The sequence below is a fragment of the Bradyrhizobium sp. TM102 genome, assembly GCF_009176685.1.
Classification (GTDB): Bacteria; Pseudomonadota; Alphaproteobacteria; order Rhizobiales; family Xanthobacteraceae; genus Bradyrhizobium; species Bradyrhizobium ottawaense.
In genome coordinates, this window is the sequence record NZ_AP021855.1 from 2,055,301 (window position 1) to 2,078,041 (window position 22,741).

20 protein-coding genes are annotated in these 22,741 nt (G+C 64.8%); 13 read left to right on the forward strand and 7 right to left on the reverse strand.

Features of this window, described 5'->3' with window-relative positions; all coding sequences use genetic code 11:
• Positions 1–25 precede the first annotated feature (25 nt).
• Together GDN70_RS09710 and GDN70_RS09715 are read left to right on the forward strand one after the other, a co-directional pair.
• Positions 26–538: a hypothetical protein gene (locus tag GDN70_RS09710; RefSeq protein WP_028145723.1), complete on the forward strand. Its 513-nt coding sequence runs from the start codon at positions 26–28 to the stop codon at positions 536–538.
• Positions 535–993 (forward strand): hypothetical protein, encoded by a 459-nt coding sequence (locus GDN70_RS09715; protein WP_028145722.1) that lies wholly within the window; start codon positions 535–537, stop codon positions 991–993. Before GDN70_RS09710 ends, GDN70_RS09715 begins: the two co-directional genes overlap by 4 nt.
• Positions 994–1,296: 303 nt before the next feature.
• Here the strand turns inward: GDN70_RS09715 and GDN70_RS09720 are convergent, their stop codons facing one another.
• Positions 1,297–2,067: a response regulator transcription factor gene (locus tag GDN70_RS09720; protein WP_038950144.1), complete on the reverse strand. Its 771-nt coding sequence runs from the start codon at positions 2,065–2,067 to the stop codon at positions 1,297–1,299.
• An 820-nt stretch (positions 2,068–2,887) separates the two neighbouring features.
• Here GDN70_RS09720 and GDN70_RS09730 point away from each other — a divergent pair.
• Entirely contained in the window at positions 2,888–3,844 is a 957-nt protein-coding gene (locus tag GDN70_RS09730; protein ID WP_152102440.1) for a hypothetical protein, read from the forward strand.
• A 14-nt stretch (positions 3,845–3,858) separates the two neighbouring features.
• Here the strand turns inward: GDN70_RS09730 and GDN70_RS09735 are convergent, their stop codons facing one another.
• Positions 3,859–4,437 (reverse strand): MarR family winged helix-turn-helix transcriptional regulator, encoded by a 579-nt coding sequence (locus GDN70_RS09735; protein ID WP_028145719.1) that lies wholly within the window; start codon positions 4,435–4,437, stop codon positions 3,859–3,861.
• 728 nt (positions 4,438–5,165) lie between these two features.
• On the opposite strand from GDN70_RS09735, the gene GDN70_RS09740 reads away from it, so the two are divergent.
• Positions 5,166–6,053: a dienelactone hydrolase family protein gene (locus GDN70_RS09740; RefSeq protein ID WP_038950143.1), complete on the forward strand. Its 888-nt coding sequence runs from the start codon at positions 5,166–5,168 to the stop codon at positions 6,051–6,053.
• Positions 6,054–6,116: 63 nt separating this feature from the next.
• Here GDN70_RS09740 and GDN70_RS09745 read toward each other — a convergent pair whose 3' ends face one another.
• Both GDN70_RS09745 and GDN70_RS09750 read right to left on the reverse strand, forming a co-directional pair.
• Positions 6,117–7,385, reverse strand: a complete 1,269-nt coding sequence (locus GDN70_RS09745; RefSeq protein ID WP_152102441.1) for a serine hydrolase — start codon at positions 7,383–7,385, stop codon at positions 6,117–6,119.
• Between the two features lie 122 nt (positions 7,386–7,507).
• On the reverse strand, positions 7,508–8,356 hold the full coding sequence (locus tag GDN70_RS09750) for an SDR family oxidoreductase (protein WP_152102442.1): 849 nt from the start codon (positions 8,354–8,356) through the stop codon (positions 7,508–7,510).
• A gap of 146 nt (positions 8,357–8,502) precedes the next feature.
• On the opposite strand from GDN70_RS09750, the gene GDN70_RS09755 reads away from it, so the two are divergent.
• The gene (locus GDN70_RS09755) at positions 8,503–9,237 is read left to right on the forward strand and encodes an HAD family hydrolase (RefSeq protein WP_028145715.1); all 735 of its coding nucleotides are present in this window, start codon (positions 8,503–8,505) and stop codon (positions 9,235–9,237) included.
• A 24-nt stretch (positions 9,238–9,261) separates the two neighbouring features.
• Here GDN70_RS09755 and GDN70_RS09760 read toward each other — a convergent pair whose 3' ends face one another.
• The gene (locus GDN70_RS09760) at positions 9,262–9,669 is read right to left on the reverse strand and encodes a nuclear transport factor 2 family protein (RefSeq protein ID WP_152102443.1); all 408 of its coding nucleotides are present in this window, start codon (positions 9,667–9,669) and stop codon (positions 9,262–9,264) included.
• Positions 9,670–9,767: 98 nt separating this feature from the next.
• Entirely contained in the window at positions 9,768–11,252 is a 1,485-nt protein-coding gene (locus GDN70_RS09765) for a mannitol dehydrogenase family protein (RefSeq protein ID WP_152102444.1), read from the reverse strand.
• 140 nt (positions 11,253–11,392) lie between these two features.
• Between GDN70_RS09765 and GDN70_RS09770 the strand changes: the two genes are divergently transcribed.
• From GDN70_RS09770 to uxuA, 6 genes are all read left to right on the forward strand, one after another.
• Positions 11,393–12,208 (forward strand): FadR/GntR family transcriptional regulator, encoded by an 816-nt coding sequence (locus tag GDN70_RS09770; protein WP_152102445.1) that lies wholly within the window; start codon positions 11,393–11,395, stop codon positions 12,206–12,208.
• 82 nt (positions 12,209–12,290) lie between these two features.
• The gene (locus GDN70_RS09775; protein WP_370126372.1) at positions 12,291–13,256 is read left to right on the forward strand and encodes a sialic acid TRAP transporter substrate-binding protein SiaP; all 966 of its coding nucleotides are present in this window, start codon (positions 12,291–12,293) and stop codon (positions 13,254–13,256) included.
• A gap of 114 nt (positions 13,257–13,370) precedes the next feature.
• Positions 13,371–13,949: a TRAP transporter small permease gene (locus GDN70_RS09780; protein ID WP_028145710.1), complete on the forward strand. Its 579-nt coding sequence runs from the start codon at positions 13,371–13,373 to the stop codon at positions 13,947–13,949.
• 4 nt (positions 13,950–13,953) lie between these two features.
• Positions 13,954–15,360 (forward strand): TRAP transporter large permease, encoded by a 1,407-nt coding sequence (locus GDN70_RS09785; RefSeq protein ID WP_028145709.1) that lies wholly within the window; start codon positions 13,954–13,956, stop codon positions 15,358–15,360.
• The gene (locus tag GDN70_RS09790; protein WP_097668428.1) at positions 15,357–16,406 is read left to right on the forward strand and encodes an L-idonate 5-dehydrogenase; all 1,050 of its coding nucleotides are present in this window, start codon (positions 15,357–15,359) and stop codon (positions 16,404–16,406) included. Before GDN70_RS09785 ends, GDN70_RS09790 begins: the two co-directional genes overlap by 4 nt.
• 70 nt (positions 16,407–16,476) lie before the next feature.
• Entirely contained in the window at positions 16,477–17,667 is a 1,191-nt protein-coding gene (gene uxuA, locus GDN70_RS09795) for a mannonate dehydratase (RefSeq protein WP_081494279.1), read from the forward strand.
• 33 nt (positions 17,668–17,700) lie between these two features.
• On the opposite strand, the gene GDN70_RS09800 is transcribed toward uxuA, so the two are convergent.
• Positions 17,701–18,390, reverse strand: a complete 690-nt coding sequence (locus GDN70_RS09800) for an aspartate/glutamate racemase family protein (protein WP_038970815.1) — start codon at positions 18,388–18,390, stop codon at positions 17,701–17,703.
• 1,398 nt (positions 18,391–19,788) lie between these two features.
• Here GDN70_RS09800 and GDN70_RS09810 point away from each other — a divergent pair.
• Complete coding sequence (locus GDN70_RS09810; RefSeq protein ID WP_152102446.1) at positions 19,789–21,450, forward strand: thiamine pyrophosphate-binding protein; 1,662 nt, start codon at positions 19,789–19,791, stop codon at positions 21,448–21,450.
• A gap of 3 nt (positions 21,451–21,453) precedes the next feature.
• Positions 21,454–22,719, forward strand: a complete 1,266-nt coding sequence (locus GDN70_RS09815) for an FAD-binding oxidoreductase (RefSeq protein WP_152102447.1) — start codon at positions 21,454–21,456, stop codon at positions 22,717–22,719.
• Positions 22,720–22,741: the final 22 nt, after the last annotated feature.

Genomic DNA, 22,741 nt, shown 5'->3' on the forward strand with positions numbered 1-22,741 from the left:
ACAGAAGTTGAAGGGTGAATTTCCTATGCAGGCACAAGACAGCGCGGCGGCCATGGTGATCGAGCAGCCGGTCGTGGACACCGGGGTGATGACGACGGAAGCAGCAGAAGCCGATGCGCTGCTGCCGGTGCTGCTGCCGATCATGAGCGGCGAGGCCGTGGTCGACGGCGCGGATGCGGCGAGATTGGATGAAGTGCGGGGCCTGCTGGCAGCGATCCGCCGGCTCGAGAGCATCGTCGAGGAGGAGACGGTCGCGCTCACGACGCGTCAGAAGATCGATTTCGACGACTTCAGCGCGCGGAAGAGCCGGAGCATGCTCGAATTCGTCCGCCTGATGCGGGCGCGGATGCATCTCGGCGGCGACGTCGAGGTCACCGACGAGATTCAGCGGCTGCGCGAGAAGCTCGAGCGGAATCGCTCGATCCTCGAAATGCACTACGACGCGGTGCGCGAGATCGCGGGCATCATCGTCAAGGCGATCAAGGAGGCCGAGTCGGACGGCACCTATACCGGCCGCGCAGCGCAGGACGGAAAATGATCAGACTGGTGCTGGCCGGGCTCTGGGTATGCATCCTCACCGCGGGCACGAGCTATGGCGTGGCCTATTGGAAGGAGAACGGCAGCCTGCTGCCGGCGAAGGACGAATATCTCGACGGGCTGCAATACCAGAAGACCAGGGCTTTGAGCGTGCCCATGGTCGAGAACGGCAATGTGCAGGGCTATATCGTCGCGCGCTTCGTCTACACCGTGGAGGCGCGGACGATGCACCAGCTCAACGTTCCGCCGGAGCCGTTCGTCGTCGACGAGGCCTTTCGCAGGATCTATGCCGACGACCGTCTCGACTTCAGGAAGCTCGCCCGCTACGACCTCTCCATCCTGACGGCCGCCATCAAGCAGCGCGTCAACGAGCGGATGCAGGCTGACGTCGTCCAGGACGTCCTGGTCGAGGATTTCAATTACGTCTCCAGGGAAGAATTCCAGCAGAAGCCGTAGAGCGCGGGCTGAATAGGCGCAGCTGGTTCGTCACAAAGACGTCGTCATGCCCGGGCTTGCCCCGGGCATCCACATTCTTGGTCCGGCGTAGCAACCCGTGGATGGCCCAAGCACGGCCATGACGACGTGGATAGTCTTGCGCCCAATAGCTCCGATGGGATTGCCTCTTCACAAGAGGAAAACGCACCTCCATCGAGGCGCTATAGGGGGCTCATCCCACATCTCCCGCCGCCGAAAATGCAACGGCCTCTGCGATGGTGCTTCGCAGAGGCCGTTGTCTGTTCGTGGCAGGCTTGTGCCGTGTCAGTTGCCGACCGGATAGGCGGCCGGGACGGCATGCGCCCTGTTCAGGATGATGCCGACCTCGTCGAGCTCCTGCATCGGCACGTCGAGGGTGTCGCCGGCAGGGATGTCGAGGCGGTATCCGACGTAACGCCGGGCCACGATCGCGTCGAAGCCGAGGCGGTCGCGGAGTTTCTTGCGCAGCTTGCTGACGTGGCTCTCGATCACGCTCTCGTCGAAGGTGGACTCGAAGATGCCGTAGACCGCGTTGAAGATCTGCGTCTTGGTGATCCACTTGCCGTGATTGCTGACCATATATTCGAGAATGCGCAGTTCGCGGCGGGGCAGCGTGAGGGCGTGGCCCGCGATCTCGGGGTCACGGCCGTTGAAGAAGACCTGGATCCTGCTCTCGCAGGGCCTCGGCAGCTCGCCCACCCGGCGGCGCGCGATCGCGGCCGTTCGGGCAAGGATCTCGCGCAGGTGGATCGGTACGTGCACGACGTCGTCGACACCCGATTCGAACAGCTCCAGCGTGTTCTTGAGCATCTTCTGGCCGCTCATGGCGATGATGGGAGCCGAGGAACGCTTGCGCATCGCCCGCGGCAGGCTTCCGCGGGCATCGCAATCCCCGAGGAGGAAGGCGTCCACCGCTGCCAGATCCGATTCACTCGCGGATTGCAGCCAGTCCCAGAATTCCCCGGAGGAGAAGCCGATCGACGATACGCCTTCGCGAACGAGCCCTCCGACATAGCTGTTCGCGACGCTCTCGCGATCATCAACGATAATATACATCAGTCTTTCGCCCCTGTTTCGCACCTGTCGCGGCCGGCTGGTTGTTGTGATGCCCGGCTCGGCAACGATGCTGTTTGACGACATTCCTTCCCGCGAACCGTTGTTATGGTTTCGATATTCGCGGGCAGCCCTACGCATTCAGTGCCTGCGTCTCGCAGGCCTGGTACTTCAACTCGATACTGAACGCTTACTGCGTGAGGCCCGGCGGGTGTCTTACGGATCACCTCGCGGGGCGGATTGAGAAACGACCTAGAACAGTTGCGCCAAGTTGCTCATCGCGTCCGAACGCCACTGAATCTGTGTCGATCTCCTCGCCAACTGGCGAGAATCACTTGAGTAGGACCGTAACAATTGCCGATTTCCGATCAAGCGTGCGAAACAAAGCGATTGCTACGTGTGCTTGATGCTGTTGGTTTGTTTCGGGTTGTTTCTTGATATATTCAAACGCATCAGTTGATTTGGAAACTAAACTAGTTCTTCATCGTGATGGGTCTAAGGTTCCGCATCCCCGTACAATCACAGCTATTTTAGGTGGTGGGGTGGATCAGGCATATCGAGGGGTTTTCAACCCGGGATTGACTCTCATGGGCGTGTTTCGCCGTGCGACAATTCGACTCACGTGTGGCGGCGAGACTCCAGCTTGGCGAAATCTTGGCGAGTGTGTGTCTTTCGAGTCGCACTCTCGCCACGTCCATGACGCGATTGACTCATGTGACGTCGCATCGCGCGCGATGGAAAAGTTTTCGATGCGCACGTTTCAGGCAAGCTTCGGCAAATAACGTCATCGTTCGACAGATCGAACCGAACGGAGCATTTTCACATGTTGTCCGATGGACAAGCTCGTCCCAACGCGACCACTGATGTTTCCGCAACGACGAAGCCGGCTCCCGAAGCACGCGATACGAAGGACGATACGGCGCGAGCGCCCAGGCCTGCCGCGGGCGCAAAGCGAGCGTCGGCCCCGGCAAGCGATGAAGCTCTGGCGAAGGAGGCACTCGAGGGGCTGAAACGTATTCGGGCCAAGGCGCGTCTCGACAAGATGGCGATCCCCAAGCCCGCGCCGACCGTGATCAAGCCGGCCGTGATCGTCGCCAAGCCCCCGCCGCCCCGTCCGACATGGGTTGCGCCGCTCGCGACATTGGCGGTCGCCGCCATGTTGGTGGTCTGCGCCTGCACCGGCGTGATCGCCTATCTCACCACGCAGCCCGCCCAGAACAACGTTGCAGCCAATACGGAGATCAGGAATCTGCGCGAGACCGTCGCGCATCTGCGCAAGCAGGTGTCGGGCGTGTCGGAAAATCTCGATGGCCTGCGCACCGCGGTGGATCAGTCGAGCAAGGCGACCAATGACCGTTTCGGCAGGTTCGCCGAGAATTTGGACCGTATCGAGCGGGTGAGCTCGTCCTCGACGGTGAAGCTCGACAAGCTCGCCCAAGCGCAGGTTCAGACGCCGGCTCCGGCGCCGGCCATGGTGCAATCGCAGCCCTCGCCACAGCAAGGATCGATGATGGCCTCGGTCGCAGCGCCCGAGTTCACGGGCTCGGTGTCTCCGTCCGAGCGCGCGCCGGCGCCGCGGAAGGTGATCAAGGGTTGGTCGGTGCGCCAGGCCTATGAAGGCATTGCGATCCTGCAGGGTCCGAACGGCGTCATCGAGGCCGTGCTGGGACAGCAGGTGCCGGGTCTTGGCCGCATCGAGGAGATCAGGAGCGAGAACGGGCGCCTGGTGGTGGAGGCGAGCGGCGGTGTCATCTATTCGTCACGTAAGGCGACGCCCTGATCGAGGGCTGTCCTCTATTGGCGGTGATGCTCGAAGCTGGTGCATAGCAGATCGACCTCCGCCTCCGCGATCGGCGAGCGGAACAGACGGCAGCTGAACTCGGCCGCTGCCTTGCTGTCGTTGGTGGTGCGCTCCTCCCGGAGGAAGATGCATCGTTTGCAAACGTCGGTGTGGTGCCGCTGCTCGGCCGCGTCCGACTGATCCAGCACGTGCCTGAAGGTGTCGCGGAAGCGGATCTTGACCTCCTCGTCGAGGACGGCAATCGCCTCGACCAGAACGCTGACGGGGTCGCGCACCAGGAACTTCTTGCCCTGCTGCGTCACGCTCAGCATCACCGAGCGCTTGTCGGTGGCCGAGCGTTTTCGCTCGATATAGCCCAGCCGCTCGAGCTCCCCGATGATGAACGAGGCGGTGCCGCGCGTGGTGCCGACGTAACTCGCGAGCGCCGAAGGCGTCCGGGAAAAACGGTTGGCGCGGGAAAGGAAGCGCAGCGCCATCCACTCGCGGTCGCGCAAGCCGTGCTTGGTGCCTTCGAACCACAGGATTCGTGCGACCTGCTCCAACAGTTCAATCGATTCGCGAGCCAAATTCATTTCAATTCCAGATCGGGTAAAGCTTTATTCAATTGAGCCTTGGGGTGCGCAATCTGTGTGGACGAGAATGAAGTCCTCGCGTGACCCTTCGTCCGTTGCCGGACGGCGGACCGCGTGGGGAAGAAGTCTCTGTTGCAGAGATGGAACTTCCGGCCGTGGAACTAGGGCGTCACAAAGAAAGTTCGAGTAAATCGCACGGCTCAAGTCCTCCGAAAATTTCAATCAAATGACGACGGCTCGCGCGTGATTGACGGTGATTGTGTCGATGCGCGAGCAACATGATGTGTCATTGTGGCCACTGCGGTGCCCATTTGTTGCGGGTGAGCGTCTCGAAGGCGCGCACATGCGCATCACCTGCAGCACTTGGCGGTGCGGCCGGCTGCGGGAGAACCGTCTTTTTCGGTTAATGGATGTTGCGATGCAGTGCAGCTAGACGGTTAAGTCCGGCACACGAGCGAAGCGAATGTCAGAGTGCCGTTGGGAGTCGAAACAGTCAGCGTTGTTCAACGTCCTGCAGCGTTGGCAGCCACGGTCGGCTCCTGCGTGGCGCAATCGTCGAACTTTGGCGCGATGAGCCCGATGCCCGAGATTGCGCCGGTGCAGAAACCGCACGGTCTGGCCTGAAAGCGCGCGTGCTCGCAGGCTGGTGATTTGCATCTCGCCGGCAACTATTGGCGAATGCGTCGCCCCCCGGGATACCAGCATAGGCAGCAGCAAGGGATAGATCGATGAGCTTCGAAACTACCATGGCATCCGACGTCGTCGGGTTGACGAAAGTCGCCCCGGTCTCTCGCCGCGGGTTCATGAGCGCCACCGCGGCCGTCGCCGCCGGCTACACGCTTGCGGCCGGGCCCGTGCGCGCCGAGGCGATCACGACCGACACCAATGGTCTTCAGGTCAGTGACGCCAGGATCAAGGTCGGCTCCGAAGAGATGCCCGTCTATTTCGCCCGTCCCGCCGGCAACACCAAGGCGCCGGTGATCATCGTGGCGATGGAGATTTTCGGCCTGCACGAATATATCAAGGACGTGACGCGGCGCCTCGCCAAGCTTGGCGCGTTCGCAATCGCGCCCGACTATTACTTCCGCAAAGGCATCGATCTGACCAAGGTCGCCGAGGTCAAGGATCTGCTCCCGGTGGTCAATGCCAAGCCCGACGCGGAGCTGCTGTCCGATCTGGACGCGGTGGCGGCCTGGGCTGGATCGCAAGGCGGCGACACTGCAAAGCTCGGCATCATCGGCTTCTGCCGTGGCGGGCGCACCGTCTGGGAATATGCCGCCCATAGCAGCACGCTCAAGGCCGGCGTCGCCTTCTACGGCACCTTGGTCGACCCCGAAAATCCGCTGCTGCCGAAGAGCCCGATGCAGCTCGCCCCCGAGATGAAGGCGCCGGTGCTCGGCCTCTATGGGGGCGCCGACACCGGCATTCCCGTCGCCCAGGTCGAGCAGATGAAGGCCGCGCTCGAGCAGAACAAGAAGACGGCCGAATTCAAGATCTACCCCGAAGCGCCGCACGGCTTCCATGCCGACTACCGCGGCAGCTACCGCAAGGACGCCGCGGAAGATGCCTGGAAGCAGGCGCAGGCCTGGTTCAAGAAGTACGGCGTGTTGAGCTGACGCTGGGTCAAAACAAAAGGGCGGCCCGATCGGCCGCCCTTTTTCTTTCAGTGCGTGCCGATCTCACTTCGCCATCGCACCATAGACGATGTCCTGAACCTGCTCGCGATAATACTTCCTGAGTTCGCCGGGCGCAGCCGTTCCCACCACGACCACGAGACGCTCCTTCGGGTCGCAGAAGAACTGCGTTCCGTAGGCACCGTTCCAGGTGAACTCGCCGGGATTGCCGGGGACAGACGACAGCCCTTCGCTGGTGCGAACCGCGACCGAAAGGCCGAAGCCGAAGCCGCCGCGATGCGGCTCGACATTGGCCACGTTGTTCTTGATCTCGGGGCCAAGGTGGTTGGTCGTCATGTGATGCACGGTCTTCGGACCCAGGATGCGCTGGCCGTCGAGCTCGCCGCCGTTGAGCAGCATCTGCCCGAAGCGGGCGTAGTCGCCGACCGTCGCGAACGAGCAGGCGCCGCCGCAGTCGAACTTGGTCGGGGTGTCGAGCAGCTTGATCGCCTGCGGCTTGCCCGTCAGCGGATCGTTGGCAAACGGGCGGGCGAGGCGAGGGCGTTGCGCGTCGGTCGGGTGGAAGGTCGCGTCCTTCATGCCGAGCGGCTGCCAGACATTGGCGGCGAGATACTCGCCGAGCTTCTGCTCGCTCACCTTCTCGACGACGGCGCCGAGCACGTCGATCGAGAAGCCGTATTCGAACTCGGTCGAGGGCTGATGCGCCAGCGGCAGTTTGGTGATGCGGTCGATGAACGCCTGGGTGTCACCTTCGATCGCGGGCGCGACGCCGTCAGGATATTGCCGGGCCACCGGGCTCGAACTGTCGGGCCGGCCGCCATACATCAATCCGGAGGTGTGCCGGTAGAGATCGTGGATGAAGATCGGCGAGGCCTGCGGCTCCAGCTTGAGCGAACCGTTGGCCTCGGTCACGCCGATTTTCATGTCGGAAAAGCCGGGATAGTAATCGGACAGCTTGGCCTGGAGCGGCAGCCGTCCCTGCTCCATCAGCGTCAGGCCCGCGACCGCTGCCATCGGCTTGGTCATCGAGGCCAGCGCGAAGATCGCATCGATCGGCATCGGCGTGCCCTTGTCCGGATCCAGCATGCCGTAAGCCTTGTAGTGCACGAGCTTGCCGTCGCGCGCGATGGCGACGACCGCGCCGGGGACGCGCTTGGCGGCGATCTCGCGAGCGAAGAAATTGTCGAGGCGTGCAAGGCCCTGACTGGAGAAGCCGACATCGTCGGGTTTGGCTTCGGGCAGCGGCGCGGCGATGGCCGTGCCGAATGTGATGACGGCAGCCGCCGCCGCGATCATGGCGATCGTCTTGTTCATTATGTTCCTCCCGCACGAGCTCGTTGTGTGAGTGGCTCGTTGCACGCCTAGATCACGACTGCACCGACGCGAAGTCAAGCGCGGGCAGGGCATGTCTGGGACGTGCCGGACGCGGCGGTGCCTTATCGTGCTTCGCCTGCATGCCACAGCGCGTCGAGGCCGCGCCGATAGGTCGGGTGGACAAGCGTGACGCCGAGCTCGCACTTCAGTTTTGCGTTGGAGACGCGGGCGCTGCTGGCATAGAAGCTGCGGGCCATCGCCGACATCTCGGCCGTCGCGAACGCCTCTTCCGGCGGCGGCGCAACGCCCATCAGTTTCGCCGCATAGGCGATCACGTCCTGCGGCGGCGCCGGCTCGTCGTCGCAGACGTTCCAGATGCCGCCGCTTCCGTGGGGAATGGCGGCCATGATCGCACTCGCGATGTCGTCGACATGGATGCGGTTGAAGACCTGGCCCGGCTTGATGACGCGGCGGGCTGTCCCACCCCGCAGTGTCGCCAGCGCGTTGCGGCCGGGGCCGTAGATGCCCGCAAGCCGCAGGATGGCGGCATCGCCGCGGGCCATGTCCATCCAGGCCTGCTCGGCGGCAACCCGCATGCGGGCGCGGTCGAGCGTTGCCTGCGGCGGAGTACTCTCGTCGACCCAGCCGCCGCCGTGATCGCCGTAGACGCCGATGGTGGAGAGATAGACGATCTTGCGGCGGCCCGCCGCCAGCACGTCGCCGAACGCGGCGATGGCGGGATCGCCGCTGCTACCGGGCGGGATCGATATGAGAAGGACATCGGCCTCGCGAACCTGCTCGACCGTCTCGCGTGCAGGAGGCTCGCCGGAAAAGGCATGCACCTCGATGCCGGCGAGGTCATCCCGCTTTCCGGGATCGCGCACGGTGCCGGCGATATGCGAGAAGCTGCCGCCATGTTTGCGGACGAAATGCCGGGCACTATAGCCGAGGCCAAGGATGAAGAGCCGCATGCGTCTCCTGTGCAGGTCGAAAGTTCCCGTCCGCGCCGTCGCGCGTCGTTTGCTCATAAGAGATTTTTGGGTCCGGCAAAAGATATTGCGATTTGTCTCGCCTCCTGCCTCGGGCGATGTTCGCCTGTCACCGGGAGGCATCGATCATGCAGGCAGAAGCGCTCGCCTTGGTGCCGCCGGATGCCAATGAGCTGGTCCGGCGCGCGGCCGCGCTGATCTTCGACGTCGACGGCACCCTGGCCGAGACCGAGGAGCTGCATCGGCAGGCCTTCAACCACGCCTTCGCGCACCACGGTCTCGGCTGGCAGTGGGACCGCGCGGTCTACAAGGATCTGCTGCGGGTGACCGGCGGCAAGGAGCGCATGCGCGCCTACCACGGAAGGCTGCGGAACGTCCCGCCGCTGCCGGACGAGGACATTGCCGCGCTTCACCGCATCAAGACCGCGCATTACGCCGAGCGGGTCGAAACCGGCTGCTGTTCCTTAAGGCCGGGCGTGATCGAACTGCTCGCTGCGGCGAAGGCGCGCGGCCAGCGGCTTGCGATCGCGACCACGACCTCGCACGGCAATATCGATGCGCTGCTGTCGCAGGCGCTGGGGGCGGGTTGGGCTGCGCAGTTCGACGCCATTGTCGCCGGTGACGATGTCAGGCACAAGAAGCCGGCACCGGACGTCTATCTGGAAACGCTGGCGCGGCTGCAACTCGGCGCGGCCGACTGCGTGGCCATCGAGGATTCCGCCAACGGGCTGATTGCGGCCTCACGCGCCGGCATTCCGGTTCTGATCACCCGGAGCATGTTCTTCGCGGATGATGATTTTTCCGCGGCGCGGGCCGTGCTGGATGACCTGTCGGAACTCGAAAAACAACCCCATGCACAGTAGCTCACGCCCGCTTGTCCGCCGCGTTCAGTGCACGCGGTGGCTCGCTCTATCGTCTTCAGCCTGCTCGACAATCTGCGCGATCGGGCTCGATTGGTGATGCACTAGCAGCCACTCGTCGCCGACGCGGCGAAAATGGTTGGCCGCGGCCAAGGCGGTGCCGTCGACGATCTCGATGCAGAGCACGCGGGCGCTGTCGCCGTCGACGATGACCTGCGGCTCGGCGCAGACGATCTGCGGCCGCTCCGGGTTTTGCAGGATGTCGCGCCAGCTTCCGATCACCGTGGCGCGCCCGATGATGGCCGGCCAACCGGGATGGATGCAGGAAATGGCGTCGTCGTCCGCCCACAACCGTTCCATGCCGTCGAAGTCGCCGGTCGAGAACGCGGCGTAAAAGGCCGCGTTGGCGGCGATGATCTTGTTGTCCTTTGCCATCGCTCTCGGGTGGGGCAAGGACAGGCAAAAATCAAGCGCGACTTCCGTTCGACCTTGTGTCCGATTTGGACCGCAGTGCAGCATTGCCCGCTCAGTGGTCAGGCCGAGACGAGCGTCTCCACGGCCCGCCGCGCACCATCCTTGTAGAGACGGCCGAGCGCCGTGGTCACGGCCTCGCGCAGGCGTGGCTCGGACCCCAGCGGCCCGAACACCTTCTGAACCCCGAGCAGCGCAGGCGCGAGCCGCTCGGCAACGGGCCCCGCCTCGCGCGCCAGCGCGGCGAATTCGGCGGCGAGGGGATCGCGCACGTCGATGGCGCGGCCCTGCTCGTCGAGGCCGCTGACGTAGCGCATCCAGCCGGCCACCGCGAGCGCATGGGTCGCGATCGGCAGGTTCCTGGCGAGGCGGTCCTGCATCGCGCCGAGCAGCCGCTGCGGCAGCTTTTGCGAGCCGTCCATCGCGATCTGCCAGGTGCGGTGATGCAGTGCCGGATTGGAAAAGCGCTTGAGCAGCGAGGCGCGATAGGCGGCGAGATCAGTGCCGGCAGGCATCGTCAGCGTCACCGCGGCTTCCTCCATCACCTGCGCGGCAAGCCGTGCGAAGTGCGGATCCTGCATGGTGTCGGCGATGGTCTCGTAGCCCGCGAGATAGCCGAGATAAGCCAGCGCGGAATGGCTGGCGTTGAGCAGCCGCAGCTTCATCAGCTCGAACGGCTTGACGTCGGCAACGAGCTCGACGCCGGCGGCGGCAAGGTCGGGCCGGCCGGCCGTGAAACGATCCTCGACCACCCATTGCGTGAACGGCTCGGTCATCACGGGCCAGGCGTCGCGCATGCCGAGTGCGTTCGCGACCGCGTCGCGGTCGGCGTCATTCGTCTCCGGCACGATGCGGTCGACCATGGTCGAGGGAAAAGCGGCATTGTCCGCGATCCACTTGCCGAGTTCCCTGGAGCGGAGCGCGGCGAACTGCGTCACGATGCGCTGCACGGTGTGGCCGTTGGCAGCGAGATTGTCGCAGCACAGCACTGTGAAGGGCGGTACGCCTAGCGCGCGCCGGCGTGCCAGCGCCGCGACGATGAAGCCGGGCGCCGAGCGCGGCGCGTCGAAATTGTTGAGATCGTGCACGATGTCAGGATGCCGTTCATCGAGATCGCCGGTCTGCGGCGTGTGGCAATAGCCTTTCTCGGTGACCGTCAGCGAGACGATGCGAATGGCGGGATCGACCATCCGCTCGACCAGCGCCGCCGGCTTCTCGCGCGCGACGACGCTGTCGAGCAGCGCGCCGATCACGCGGTGCTCGGTGCCTTCGGCGGCACGCACGGCAACGGTGTAGAGATGATCCTGCGGGGCGAGGGCGTCGCGCGTATCCGGGCTGCGCAGGCTGGCGCCGACGATGCCCCAGGACGAGCTGCCGCTGGCAAGGCAATCGTCGATGACGACGGCCTGATGCGCGCGATGAAAGGCGCCGAGGCCGAGATGCACGATGCCGGGCGTGATGCGCGAACGGTCATAGGCCGGGCGGCGGACGGCCGGCGGCAACCGGTTGAGATTGGCGCTGCCAAGACGCACGGAACCTGGGCGCATGGACGTCTCCCCTTGCTTTGCCGCTGCTTGACATGGCGCCCGTATCAGGTCAATGCTCCGGTCAATTGGTAAGACCAATTTTCCAAAATTGGCGGGCCGCGGGTCGAAATGCCTCGCGCGACCCTTTCGGGAGGACCAGCGTGCCGCTGGAAGCTGTGGAGGCGAGACGGCTCTATCGCCAGGTCGCCGATCAATTGCGAAGCCTGATCGACAGCGGCGAGTACGCGGTCGGCAGCCGCTTGCCGACCGAGCGCGAGCTCGCCGAGCAGCTCAAGGTGTCCAGGCCGACCGTGCGCGAAGCCTTGATTGCGCTCGAGGTCGAGGGACGCCTGCGCATCCGCGTCGGCTCCGGCATCTATGTGATCGAGCCCGCTGCCATCGCCGCGCCCGCAGCCGCCTCCGTCATCGAGGGCCCGTTCGAGCTGCTGCGCGCCCGCGAATTCCTCGAAAGCGCCATCGCCGAACAGGCCGCGCGCGTCGCGACCAAAGACGACATCGCCCGCATCGACGCCTCGCTCCTCGCGATGGAGAATGTCGAGCATCCCGGCGAAGCCTCGATGGTGCACGACCGTGCGTTTCACGTCGCGATCGCCGGCAGCCTCGGCAATGCCGTTCTGGTGCGCGTCGTCGGCGAGCTGTTCGACCAGCGCCTCAATCCCTATTTCGCGCAGCTCGCGCATTATTTCGAGAGCCCGGGCACCTGGCGCACCGCGCTCGACGAGCATCGCGCCGTGCGCGAGGCGATCGCGGCGCATGATCCGCAAGCCGCGCGCGAAGCGATGCGCGCGCATCTGGCGCGCTCGCAGGAGCGCTTTGCGCAGAATTTCGGCGCCGAGAACGCGGCAGGATCATCTTCGGGGCGGGGCCGGACGGCGCGAGCACCGGCAAAGCCATCGAAACCGAAACCGGCGCCGAAGAAGAACCAGGCCGGAGGCGGCAGCGCGCGGCGGCGATGAGATTGTACGGCCCGCATCCGTGCCGGGGCGGGTGAACAAGAAGCAGACTTGAACGATGGAGGAAAAGTCGATGTTGAAGAAAATGACGATTGCAGCAGTGATGTCCGCCGCCACGCTGTTGGCGGCCACCCAAGCCAGCGTGGCGCAGACCAAGCTCAAATGGGCCCATGTCTACGAGACCTCGGAGCCGTTCCACACCGCTTCGGTCTGGGCCGCGCAGGAGATCGGCAAGCGAACCAACGGGCGCTATGCGATCGACGTCTATCCGGCCTCGCAGCTCGGCAAGGAAGCCGACATCAACCAGGGCCTCTCGCTCGGCTCGGTCGACATCATCATCTCCGGCTCGAGCTTCGCGGCCAAGAGCTTCCCGCCGATCGGGGTGACCTACTATCCCTACACCTTCCGCGATGCCGATCATCTGCTCGCCTACACCAAGAGCGACATCTTCAAGGAGCTCGCCAAGGGCTATGAGGACAAGAGCGGCCACCACATCGTCGCGGTCACCTATTACGGCGTGCGCCAGACCTCGTCGAACAAGCCGATCAAGACTTGCGCGGACCTCAAGGGCCTGAAGATGCGCGTGCCCGACGTGCCGGCCTATCTCGCGATGCCGCGCGCCTGCGGCGCCAACACCGCGCCGATCGCCTTCGCGGAAGTCTACCTCGCGCTCCAGAACGGCACCGTCGAGGCGCAGGAGAACCCGCTGACCACGATCGAAGCCAAGAAGTTCTACGAGGTGCAGAAGCATATCGTGCTGACCGGCCACATCGTCGATCACCTCAACACGGTGGTCGCTGGCGCGCTGTGGAAGAAGCTCTCCGACGAGGACAAGAAGATCTTCACCGACGTCGCCCAGGAGGCTGCCGCCAAGGCGACCGCGGAGATCAAGCAGAACGAGGCCAAGCTGGTCGCCTTCTTCAAGGAGAAGGGCTTGAGCGTGACCGAGGTGGACAAGAACGAGTTCCGCGACACCGTGCTGAAGAACGTCGCCTTCGAGACCTTCGGCTATCGCAAGGCCGACTGGGAAAAGATCCAGGCGGTGAAGTGACGACGTAGTCGTCATCCCGGGGCGGCTCGAAGAGCCGAGCCCGGGATCTCGAGGTTCCGGGTCTGGTGCTAACGCACCATCCCGGAACGACGGAGCCAGTTTGAGGAGTCCCCCATGTCCACCGCCGAAATACACCGGCAGATCACCGCGGACGAGATCGCCCACACCTTCGAGGAGGAGGCGACGCCGAAGGTCGACCTCGGCATCTACGCGTTCGAGGACTGGGTGGCGCTCGCGATCTTCTGGGTGATGGCGCTCGCCGTCTTCCTCCAGTTCTTCACGCGCTACGTGCTCAACGACAGCTATGCCTGGACCGAGGAGATCGCGACCTATTGCCTGATCGGCGTCGTCTTCATCGGCGCCTCGATGTGCGTGCGGCTGTCGCGGCACATCCAGGTCGACCTCCTCTACCGCTATTTGCCCCACATCGTGGCGCGCGCGCTGTCGACGGTGATCGACCTGATCCGGATCGCCTTTTTCGGCTACGCCATCAAGCTGGTCTGGGTCTACATCCAGATCATCGGCGACGAGCAGATGACCACGATCAATCTTCCCAAGGACTACGTCTACTACGCCGTCCTGGCCGGCTTCGTGCTGATGTTCGTGCGCTCGGTGCAGGTGGCCATACAACATTTGCGACAGGGTTATTCGATCCTCGAACGTCCCGGCGCCTACGACGGTTTTGAAGGGTAATCCCATGTTGCTGCTGCTTGGAGGCTTCCTCATCCTGATGCTGCTCGGCGTTCCCGTGGCGATTGCCATGGCCGCGTCGTCGCTGCTCTACATCCTGGTCAGCGGCGTGACGCCCGACGTCACGCTGGCGCAGCGCATGATCGCCGGCGTCGAGAGCTTTCCGCTGCTCGCGGTGCCGTTCTTCATCCTGGCCGGCAACCTCATGAACATCGCCGGCGTCACGGGGCGCATCTACAAATTCGCCGTCGCGCTGGTCGGCTGGATGCGCGGCGGCCTCGGCCACGTCAACATCATCGGCTCGGTGATCTTCTCCGGCATGTCCGGCACCGCGATCGCGGATGCCGCCGGTCTCGGCACCATCGAGATCAAGGCGATGAAGGACCACGGCTACTCCACCGAGTTCTCGGTCGGCGTCACCGCGGCCTCCGCGACGCTCGGCCCGATCATCCCGCCGTCGCTGCCCTTCGTGATCTACGGGATGATGGCGAACGTCTCGATCGGCGCGCTGTTCCTCGGCGGCGTCATTCCCGGCATCGTCATGACGCTGCTGATGATGGCGACCGTCACTTATTTCGCGCACAAGAACAAATGGGGCAGCGACACGCCGTTCTCCTGGCCGCAGCTCGGCTCGGCCGGCCTCGAGATCGCCATCGTGCTGGCGTTCCCGATGGCGATCTGGCTGATGGTGCTCGCGGGCATGTCGGTCAACATGGCCGTCGTCATCGGCCTCGGCACGCTGCTCATCATCGACTGGTATTTCGACTTCTCGGCGGTGATGGCGCTGATGGCGCCGGTGATCCTGATCGGCGGCATGACGCTCGGCTGGTTCACGCCGACGGAAGCCGCGGTTGCCGCCGTGATCTGGTCGCTGTTCCTCGGCCTCGTCCGCTACCGCACCATGACGCTGAAGACCGTGGCGAAGGCGACGTTCGACACCATCGAGACCACGGCCTCGGTGCTGTTCATCGTCACGGCGGCCTCGATCTTCGCCTGGCTGCTGACGGTGTCGCAGGCCGCCCAGATGCTGTCGGACTGGATGCTCAGCATCACTCACAACAAATGGGTGTTCCTGGCGCTCGCCAACGTGCTGATCCTGTTCGTCGGCTGCTTCATCGACACCACGGCGGCGATCACCATCCTGGTGCCGATCCTGCTGCCGATCGTGCTCAAGCTCGGTATCGACCCGATCCATTTCGGCCTGATCATGACGCTGAACCTGATGATCGGCCTGTTGCATCCGCCGCTCGGCATGGTGCTGTTCGTGCTCGCCCGCGTGGCCAAACTCTCGGTCGAGCGCACCACGGTCGCGATCCTGCCCTGGCTGGTGCCGCTGATGCTGGCGTTGATCGCGATCACCTACATCCCCGAACTGACCCTCTGGCTGCCAAAATACATGGGACTCTCCAAATGACCTCCACCGCTCTCGCCGCAACCCTGTTCGGTCCCGAAGATCTGCGCATGGTCGAGCATCCGCTCGACAAGCTCGCAGACGGCATGGTGCGCATCCGCTTCGGCGCCGGCGGCATCTGCGGTTCGGACATGCACTATTTCCGCCATGCCCGGACTGGCGATTTCGTGGTGAAGTCGCCACTGGTGCTCGGCCACGAGATATCGGGCGAAGTCGTGGAGATCTCCGGCTCCGCTGCCAATCTGAAGGTCGGCGACCGCGTCGCGGTCAACCCGTCGCGCTGGTGCGGCCATTGCGTCGCCTGCCGCGAGGGCCGGCCGAATCTGTGCGAGAACATCTACTTCATGGGCTCGGCCTCGAAGACGCCGCACATGCAGGGCGGCTTCGCCAACTATTTCGACGCGGTCCCCGCGCAGTGCGTGAAGATTCCCGATCACGTGTCCTATCAGGCCGCAGCGCTCGCCGAGCCGCTCGCGGTCTGCCTGCACGCGGTCGCGCGCGCCGGCAATATCGAGGGCAAGCGCGGCATCATCTTCGGCGCCGGCCCGATCGGGCTGTTGACCATGCTCGCCGCGCATCGCGCCGGGATGGCCGACATCACGGTCGCCGACATCGCGCCGGCACCGCTCGCCTTCGCGACCAGGCTCGGCGCTTCGCATGTGGAGAATGTCTCGGGCGGTGAGGAAGGACTGAAGGCGCAGGCTGCGTCGCGTCCCTATGACGTTGCGTTCGAGGTCTCGGGCACGGCCGCGGGCCTTGCGAGCGCCATCGGCATCGTCAGGCGCGGGGGCATCGTGGTGCAGATCGGCAATCTGCCCGGCGGCCAGATCCCGACGCCGTCGAATGCGGTGATGGCCAAGGAGATCGACCTGCGCGGTTCGTTCCGTTTCGGCTTCGAGTTCATGACGGCGGTGGAACTGATTTCCTCCGGCGGCGTCGACGTGCTGTCGCTGGTCACCGCCGAGCGGCCGCTCTCGACCGCGCCCGATGCGCTGCGGCTGGCGCTCGATCGCTCGCAGAGCGTCAAGGTCGTGCTGACCGCGAACTGACCTTGTTTTGACGCGTTTTCTTCACGCGAACCGGTATCCACTTCGCTCGAAAACGCTTTAGGAGATATCCATGATGCTGCAGGGTTGGCGCTGGTACGGGCCCGATGATCCCGTGTCCTTGGATGACGTCAGGCAGGCCGGGGCGACGGATATCGTCTCGGCGCTGCATCAGGTGCCGATCGGCGAGGCCTGGACCCGCAAGGCGGTCGAGGAGCGCAAGAACTTCATCGAGAACGGCCAGCCCGGCCGCTCGCAGCTGACCTGGTCGGTGGTGGAATCGATTCCGATCCCCGACGACGTCAAGCGGCTCGGCGGCAAGGCGACCAAGTCGATCGAGGCCTGGATCGCCAGCCTAGAAGCTGTCGCGGCCTCCGGCATCAAGATCATCTGCTACAATTTCATGCCCGTGGTCGATTGGTGTCGCACCGACCTCGAATGGGAGATGCCGAACGGCGCCCGCGCCATGCGCTTCGACCAGGACCGCTTTGCTGCGTTCGAGCTGCATATCCTCAAGCGCCCGGCTGCCGCACAGGACTATTCGCTCGAGCAGCAGGCGCGCGCGAAAAAGCTGTTCGACCAGATGAGCCAGGCCGACATCGATTATCTCGTCATGGTGATCGCCAGCGCGCTGCCCGGCTCGACCACCGAGCCGATGACCATTCCGCAATTCCGCGACCGGCTCGAGACCTATCGCGACATCACGCCAAATATCCTGCGGCAGCATCTCGCCGAATTCCTCGCGCGCGTGACGCCGGTGGCTGAGCAGCTCGGGGTGTCCTTGACCCTGCATCCGGACGATCCGCCGCGCCCGTTGTTCGGCCTGCCGCGCATTGCGTCGAGTGCCGACGACTATCAGGCGCTGTTCGACGCCGTGCCGTCCAAGGCCAACGGCATCTGCCTGTGCACCGGCTCGCTCGGCGTGCGCGCGGAAAACAATCTGCCTGAAATGGCCGAGCGCTTCGGCCCCCGCATCGCCTTTGCCCATCTGCGCGCAACCAAGCGCGAGGCCGACGGCCTGTCGTTCTACGAATCCGATCATCTCGACGGCGACGTCGACATGGTCGCGGTGCTCAAGGCGCTGCTCAAGGAGAACGCCACGCGTTCGCCGGACAAGAGAATCGTGTTCCGCCCCGATCACGGCCACCGCATGCTCGACGACCTCGCGGCGACCAAGCGCACCAACCCCGGCTACACCGCGATCGGCCGCCTGCGCGGCCTCGCCGAGCTCCGCGGCGCGATCCGCGCGATCGAGCATCGGTGATAGAGGCGGGGCTCGGCGACGGCCGACATCGCATCAACCCATGGCGAAATCGGCCGCCGTCTCGGCGTGAATGGCCGTGGTGTCGAACGTCTCCACCGTTGTGTCATCAGGGCCGACCAGCATCGTGATCTCGGTGCAGCCGAGGATGATGCACTCGGCGCCGGCGGCGACCAGCGCTGCCATCACGTCCTGGTAGCGGCGGCGCGAGGGATCGGCGACGATGCCGAGGCACAGCTCCTCGTAAATGATGCGGTTCACGTCGGCGCGCGCCTCAGTGGGAGGAACCAGCACGTCGAGATCATGCGCGCGCAGCCGGTCGATATAAAAGTCCTCCTCCATCGTGAACTTGGTGCCGAGCAGCCCGACCCGCCGATAACCTTTCGCCCGGATCCGCTGCGCCGTCGCGTCGCCAAGGTGGATGAACGGAACGGTCACGCTGGAGATGATGTCGGGCGCCAGCTTGTGCATCGTGTTCGTGCACAGCACGATCGCCCGCGCGCCAGCGCCTTCGAGACGCCGCGCGACCTCCGCCAGGCTGGCCGCCGCCTCGCTCCAGCGACCCGCGTATTGCATCTGCTTGATCTCTTCGAAATCGTAGGAATACAGCAACAGCGGAGCCGAATGCAGCTTGCCCATGCGGTCGCGGACCCGCTCATTGATGAGCTTGTAGTAGAGCGCGGTGCTCTCCCAGCTCATGCCCCCGATCAGACCGATGGTTTGCATTCCGGTACCTCGACGTGGTTCGGCCGGATCGTAAACGAAGACGTCGAAGCGCGGTAGCTGATTGCGGGTTAATGCACCGTCGGTCTAACCATCTCAGCGCTCGTAGCCCGCAGGGAGCGTTAGCGTAATCCGGGCCGCTCGCCCGGCATCTGGCACCGCCCGGATTAAGCTGGCGCTCCATCCGGGCTACGCCATCGTGCCTGTGTCGCCCGCTGTCAATTGCCACGCACAAAAATATTCCACTTTACCGAAATTCGGTTTCGGCGTATGTGTCGGCCATCCTGATCCGGCGAAAGGGGCGGTCGTACGTCGTCACGAGCCGCGGATCGGGGAGCGGTGGACGCAGGCAGCGTCGTGCACGAGAGGTGGGAGCAGGGCGGGAGAACCCCGTGAGGTCCCGGCGGCGTGCGGACGAACGGCGCTTGAAGCGTACGGCCAAATCGCGTGGTCCTGGTTGTCGTTGCTACAGCCAAGCCTTGCGGAGGTGCGCCGAGCCCGACCGGGCGAAGCGCATCGTCAATTCGCGGGGTGACGGAGGCAAGCAGGAACTCGTCTCCGGGGAGAGCGCGCCATACGCCGTCAGACCATCGCGCAGGGAAGGCCGGATGATCGGCTGCCCTGTGTCTCCCTCGTGCATTGCGTGTGCAATGTGTTCGCACGGGGGTCTTGCGGGTGCCAGCCGGCACCCGGCCTTCCCTGCGCCCTTTCTATTGAGGGCGCGAAGAGAGCAAAACTCGGGCGGAAGCGCCGCGAGGATGAGATGGCATGTCTGCGAGTCACAACCTCCGAATCGTCGGGTGGGCAAAGCGCAAGCGTGCCCACGCATCTCGTGTCGCGATTGAATCTGGTGGGCACGGCGCGGTGCGCCTTTGCCCACCCTACGGCACTGAAACTTGAAATGCACGTTGGAGAGCTGCAATGCCACCGGCTGCTCGAAGCAATCCAGCTTCTCTCCGCGGAGGGATTCTGGATTGCTTCGTCGCAAGAGCTCCTCGTAATGACGAGGAGAGAGCGCCAAACTCCGCTCGTGCCCCGGACGCAGCGCAGCGGCCCGGCGATGCGCAGCATCGTCCGGGGTGGTGCGCTGCAAAGCCGGGGCCCATGTCGCCGCGTGCCGTGCCGCCTTCTGGGTCCCGGCTCTGCGCCGCAACGCCATAAGCGCGTTCACGCGCGTCTTCGACGCGCTATGCGCGTCGCGGCGCGTCCGGGACACACTGGCGGCGTTATGTCGACCGCCATCCTTCCATCAAGCCCGACGAATGGGCGGTCGTGCAAACGGCACCGACGGGCATGACGTCTGCGCAGGCTAGGAGAAGCCTTTCGATCTTGCGTGCCCACCCGGCCTGTCCTACGCAGTCTCCGAATAAGTACGCATCGCCAAAGCCTTGAGGAGCCGTCATGACCATCCGCAACACCCGCACCGGGGGCCAGATCCTGATCGATCAGCTCGTCGCCCAAGGCGTCGAGCGCGTCACCTGCGTGCCGGGCGAGAGCTATCTGGCCGCGCTCGATGCGCTGCATGACAGCCCGATCGACGTCATGATCTGCCGCGCCGAGGGTGGTGCTGCGATGATGGCGGAGGCCTATGGCAAGCTCACGGGCCGGCCCGGCATCTGCTTCGTCACCCGCGGTCCCGGCGCGACCAATGCCAGCCACGGCGTCCACATTGCGATGCAGGATTCGACGCCGATGATCCTGTTCGTCGGCCAGGTCGACACCGGCATGCGCGAGCGCGAGGCGTTCCAGGAGCTGGACTACAAGGCGGTGTTCGGCACCATGGCGAAATGGGCGGTCGAGATCGATCGTCCCGATCGCATTCCGGAGCTGGTGGCGCGCGCCTTCCGCGTCGCCATGCAGGGCCGTCCCGGTCCCGTCGTGATCTCGCTTCCCGAGAACATGCTGACCGAGACCGCCGCCGTAGCCGATGCCATGCGCATCGAGCCTGCCGTGAGCTGGCCCGCGCCGGCCGATATCGAAAAGCTCGGCGCCATGCTCGCGACCGCCAAGGCGCCTCTCGTCATCCTCGGCGGCTCGCGCTGGACCGATGACGCCACCAAGAGCATTGCCCGCTTTGCCGAGCGCTTCGACCTGCCGGTCGCAACCTCGTTTCGCCGGGCCTCGCTGATCGATGCCGACCATTCGCATTATGCCGGCGATCTCGGCATCGGGCCGAGCCCGGGCCTGAAGGCGCGCATCGACAACGCCGATGTCGTTCTCCTCGTCGGCGGCCGCATGTCGGAGATGCCGTCCTCGTCCTACACGCTGCTCGACATTCCGAACCCGCAGCAGAAGCTGATCCACGTGCATCCGGGCTCCGAAGAACTCGGCCGCGTCTATCAGCCGGCGCTGGCGATCCAGGCGACGCCCGCGGCGTTTGTCGCCGCCGTCGAGACGCTGAAGCCTTCAGGCGCGGTGGCCTGGAAGGGCGAGGCCGCCAAGGCGCACGCCGATTACCTCGCCTGGACCGAGAAGGCGCGCGAGCTGCCGGGCACGTTCCAGTACGGGCAGGTCATGACCTGGCTGCGCGACCGCCTGCCGAAGGACGCCATCGTCTGCAACGGCGCCGGCAATTATGCCGGCTGGATCCATCGTCATCACCGCTTCCACAGCTTTGCCTCGCAGCTGGCGCCGACCTCGGGCTCGATGGGCTACGGCGTGCCGGCGGCGGTGCTGGCCAAGCGGCAATATCCGGATCGCACCGTCGTCGCCTTTGCCGGTGACGGCTGCTTCCTGATGAACGGTCAGGAGTTCGCAACCGCCGTGCAGTATGACGCGCCGCTGGTCGTGATCGTGGTCGACAATTCGCAATACGGCACCATCCGCATGCACCAGGAGCGCGACTATCCCGGCCGCGTCGTCGGCACCCAGCTCAAGAACCCCGATTTTGCGATGTACGCGAAGGCGTTCGGCGGCCATGGCGAGCGGGTCGAACGCACCGAGGAATTCGCGCCGGCCTTCGAGCGCGCGCTCGCCTCCGGCAAGCCGTCGATCCTCCACTGCATCATCGATCCGCGCGCGATTTCGGTCGGCAAGGACTTCGCGCCCGCGGTGAAGGCTTAGGCGATGGCGGCCGGCCGCCACGTCGCCATCATCGGCGCCGGCGCTGTCGGTGTCATCAGCGCGATCGAGGCGCTGCGCGAGGGCCATCGCGTCACGCTGATCGATCCGGGCGAGCCTGGCGGCGAACAGGCGGCGAGCTATGGCAATGCCGGCTGGCTGTCGTCACATTCGGTGATCCCGCCGGCGGAGCCGGGCATCTGGAAGAAGGTGCCGGGCTATCTCATGGACCCGCTCGGGCCGCTCGCGATCCGCTGGTCGTATTTGCCGAAAGCGCTGCCCTGGCTGGTCAAATATCTGCTCTCGGGCTGGACCGAGGCGCGGGTCGAGAAGACGGCGTTTGCCCTGCGCGACCTGTTGAGGGACGCGCCGCTGCTGCACCGGAAGCTGGCGGAAGAAGCGGGCGTTTCTGAATTGATCGAGCGCAATGGCGTGATGCATGTGTTTCCGTCGCGCGGCAATTTCGACAACGATCTCGGCTGGCGCCTGCGCAAGAAGGTCGGCGTCGAGTGGATGGAGCTCAACGCCGACGAGATGCGCCAGCGCGAGCCCGATCTGCATCCGCGCTACACCTTTGGCGTGGTGGTGGAGGAGGCCGGGCGCTGCCGCGATCCCGGTGCTTATGTCGCGGCGCTTGCCAATCATGCGATCGCCAGCGGCGTCGCGCATGTGCGGGTCAAGGCGACCGGCTTGAGGTTGAATGGCGACAAGCTCGTGGCCGTCCTTACCGAGACCGGCGAGATCGCCTGTGATGCTGCCGTCGTCGCGGCCGGCGCCCGCTCGAAGCAGCTCACCGCATCGGTCGGCGATCCCTTGCCGCTCGAGACCGAGCGCGGCTACCACGTCATGATAGAGAACCCGGAGTCAGGTCCGCGCAGCTCGATGATGGCATCCGACGCCAAGATGGTGGTGAACTGGACCAACAAGGGCCTGCGCGCCGCCGGCACCGTCGAGATCGCCGGCCTCGAGGCCGCGCCGAACTGGAAGCGCGCCGAGATCCTGCGCAACCACCTCATCAGCATGTTTCCAAAACTTCCGAAGGATATTCCGCCTTCGCGCATAAAAACCTGGTTCGGGCATCGGCCGAGCATGCCGGATGGACGTCCCTGCATCGGCTATGCGCGCGCCTCGCGCGACATCGTCTATGCCTTCGGCCACGGCCATGTTGGCCTGGTTGGTTCGGCCCGTACCGGGCGGCTCGTCGCGCAGCTGCTCAGCGGCAAGGCGCCAGAGATTCCGCTGGCGCCGTTTGCGCCTGAACGCTTCCTCTGAGGTCGTGCATCCGGACTGCGCT

What these genes read in the sequence shown, in the direction of transcription:
- GDN70_RS09790 (WP_097668428.1), top strand. Translation starts at nt 15,357, where the DNA reads ATGACCTCCACCGCTCTCGCCGCAACCCTGTTCGGTCCCGAAGATCTG.
- GDN70_RS09720 (WP_038950144.1), bottom strand. Translation starts at nt 2,067, where the DNA reads ATGTATATTATCGTTGATGATCGCGAGAGCGTCGCGAACAGCTATGTC.
- GDN70_RS09815 (WP_152102447.1), top strand. Translation starts at nt 21,454, where the DNA reads ATGGCGGCCGGCCGCCACGTCGCCATCATCGGCGCCGGCGCTGTCGGT.
- GDN70_RS09775 (WP_370126372.1), top strand. Translation starts at nt 12,291, where the DNA reads ATGACGATTGCAGCAGTGATGTCCGCCGCCACGCTGTTGGCGGCCACC.
- GDN70_RS09765 (WP_152102444.1), bottom strand. Translation starts at nt 11,252, where the DNA reads ATGCGCCCAGGTTCCGTGCGTCTTGGCAGCGCCAATCTCAACCGGTTG.
- GDN70_RS09760 (WP_152102443.1), bottom strand. Translation starts at nt 9,669, where the DNA reads ATGGCAAAGGACAACAAGATCATCGCCGCCAACGCGGCCTTTTACGCC.
- GDN70_RS09740 (WP_038950143.1), top strand. Translation starts at nt 5,166, where the DNA reads ATGAGCTTCGAAACTACCATGGCATCCGACGTCGTCGGGTTGACGAAA.
- GDN70_RS09730 (WP_152102440.1), top strand. Translation starts at nt 2,888, where the DNA reads ATGTTGTCCGATGGACAAGCTCGTCCCAACGCGACCACTGATGTTTCC.
- GDN70_RS09755 (WP_028145715.1), top strand. Translation starts at nt 8,503, where the DNA reads ATGCAGGCAGAAGCGCTCGCCTTGGTGCCGCCGGATGCCAATGAGCTG.
- GDN70_RS09780 (WP_028145710.1), top strand. Translation starts at nt 13,371, where the DNA reads ATGTCCACCGCCGAAATACACCGGCAGATCACCGCGGACGAGATCGCC.
- GDN70_RS09750 (WP_152102442.1), bottom strand. Translation starts at nt 8,356, where the DNA reads ATGCGGCTCTTCATCCTTGGCCTCGGCTATAGTGCCCGGCATTTCGTC.
- GDN70_RS09745 (WP_152102441.1), bottom strand. Translation starts at nt 7,385, where the DNA reads ATGAACAAGACGATCGCCATGATCGCGGCGGCGGCTGCCGTCATCACA.
- GDN70_RS09810 (WP_152102446.1), top strand. Translation starts at nt 19,789, where the DNA reads ATGACCATCCGCAACACCCGCACCGGGGGCCAGATCCTGATCGATCAG.
- GDN70_RS09715 (WP_028145722.1), top strand. Translation starts at nt 535, where the DNA reads ATGATCAGACTGGTGCTGGCCGGGCTCTGGGTATGCATCCTCACCGCG.
- GDN70_RS09785 (WP_028145709.1), top strand. Translation starts at nt 13,954, where the DNA reads ATGTTGCTGCTGCTTGGAGGCTTCCTCATCCTGATGCTGCTCGGCGTT.
- GDN70_RS09800 (WP_038970815.1), bottom strand. Translation starts at nt 18,390, where the DNA reads ATGCAAACCATCGGTCTGATCGGGGGCATGAGCTGGGAGAGCACCGCG.
- GDN70_RS09735 (WP_028145719.1), bottom strand. Translation starts at nt 4,437, where the DNA reads ATGAATTTGGCTCGCGAATCGATTGAACTGTTGGAGCAGGTCGCACGA.
- uxuA (WP_081494279.1), top strand. Translation starts at nt 16,477, where the DNA reads ATGATGCTGCAGGGTTGGCGCTGGTACGGGCCCGATGATCCCGTGTCC.
- GDN70_RS09710 (WP_028145723.1), top strand. Translation starts at nt 26, where the DNA reads ATGCAGGCACAAGACAGCGCGGCGGCCATGGTGATCGAGCAGCCGGTC.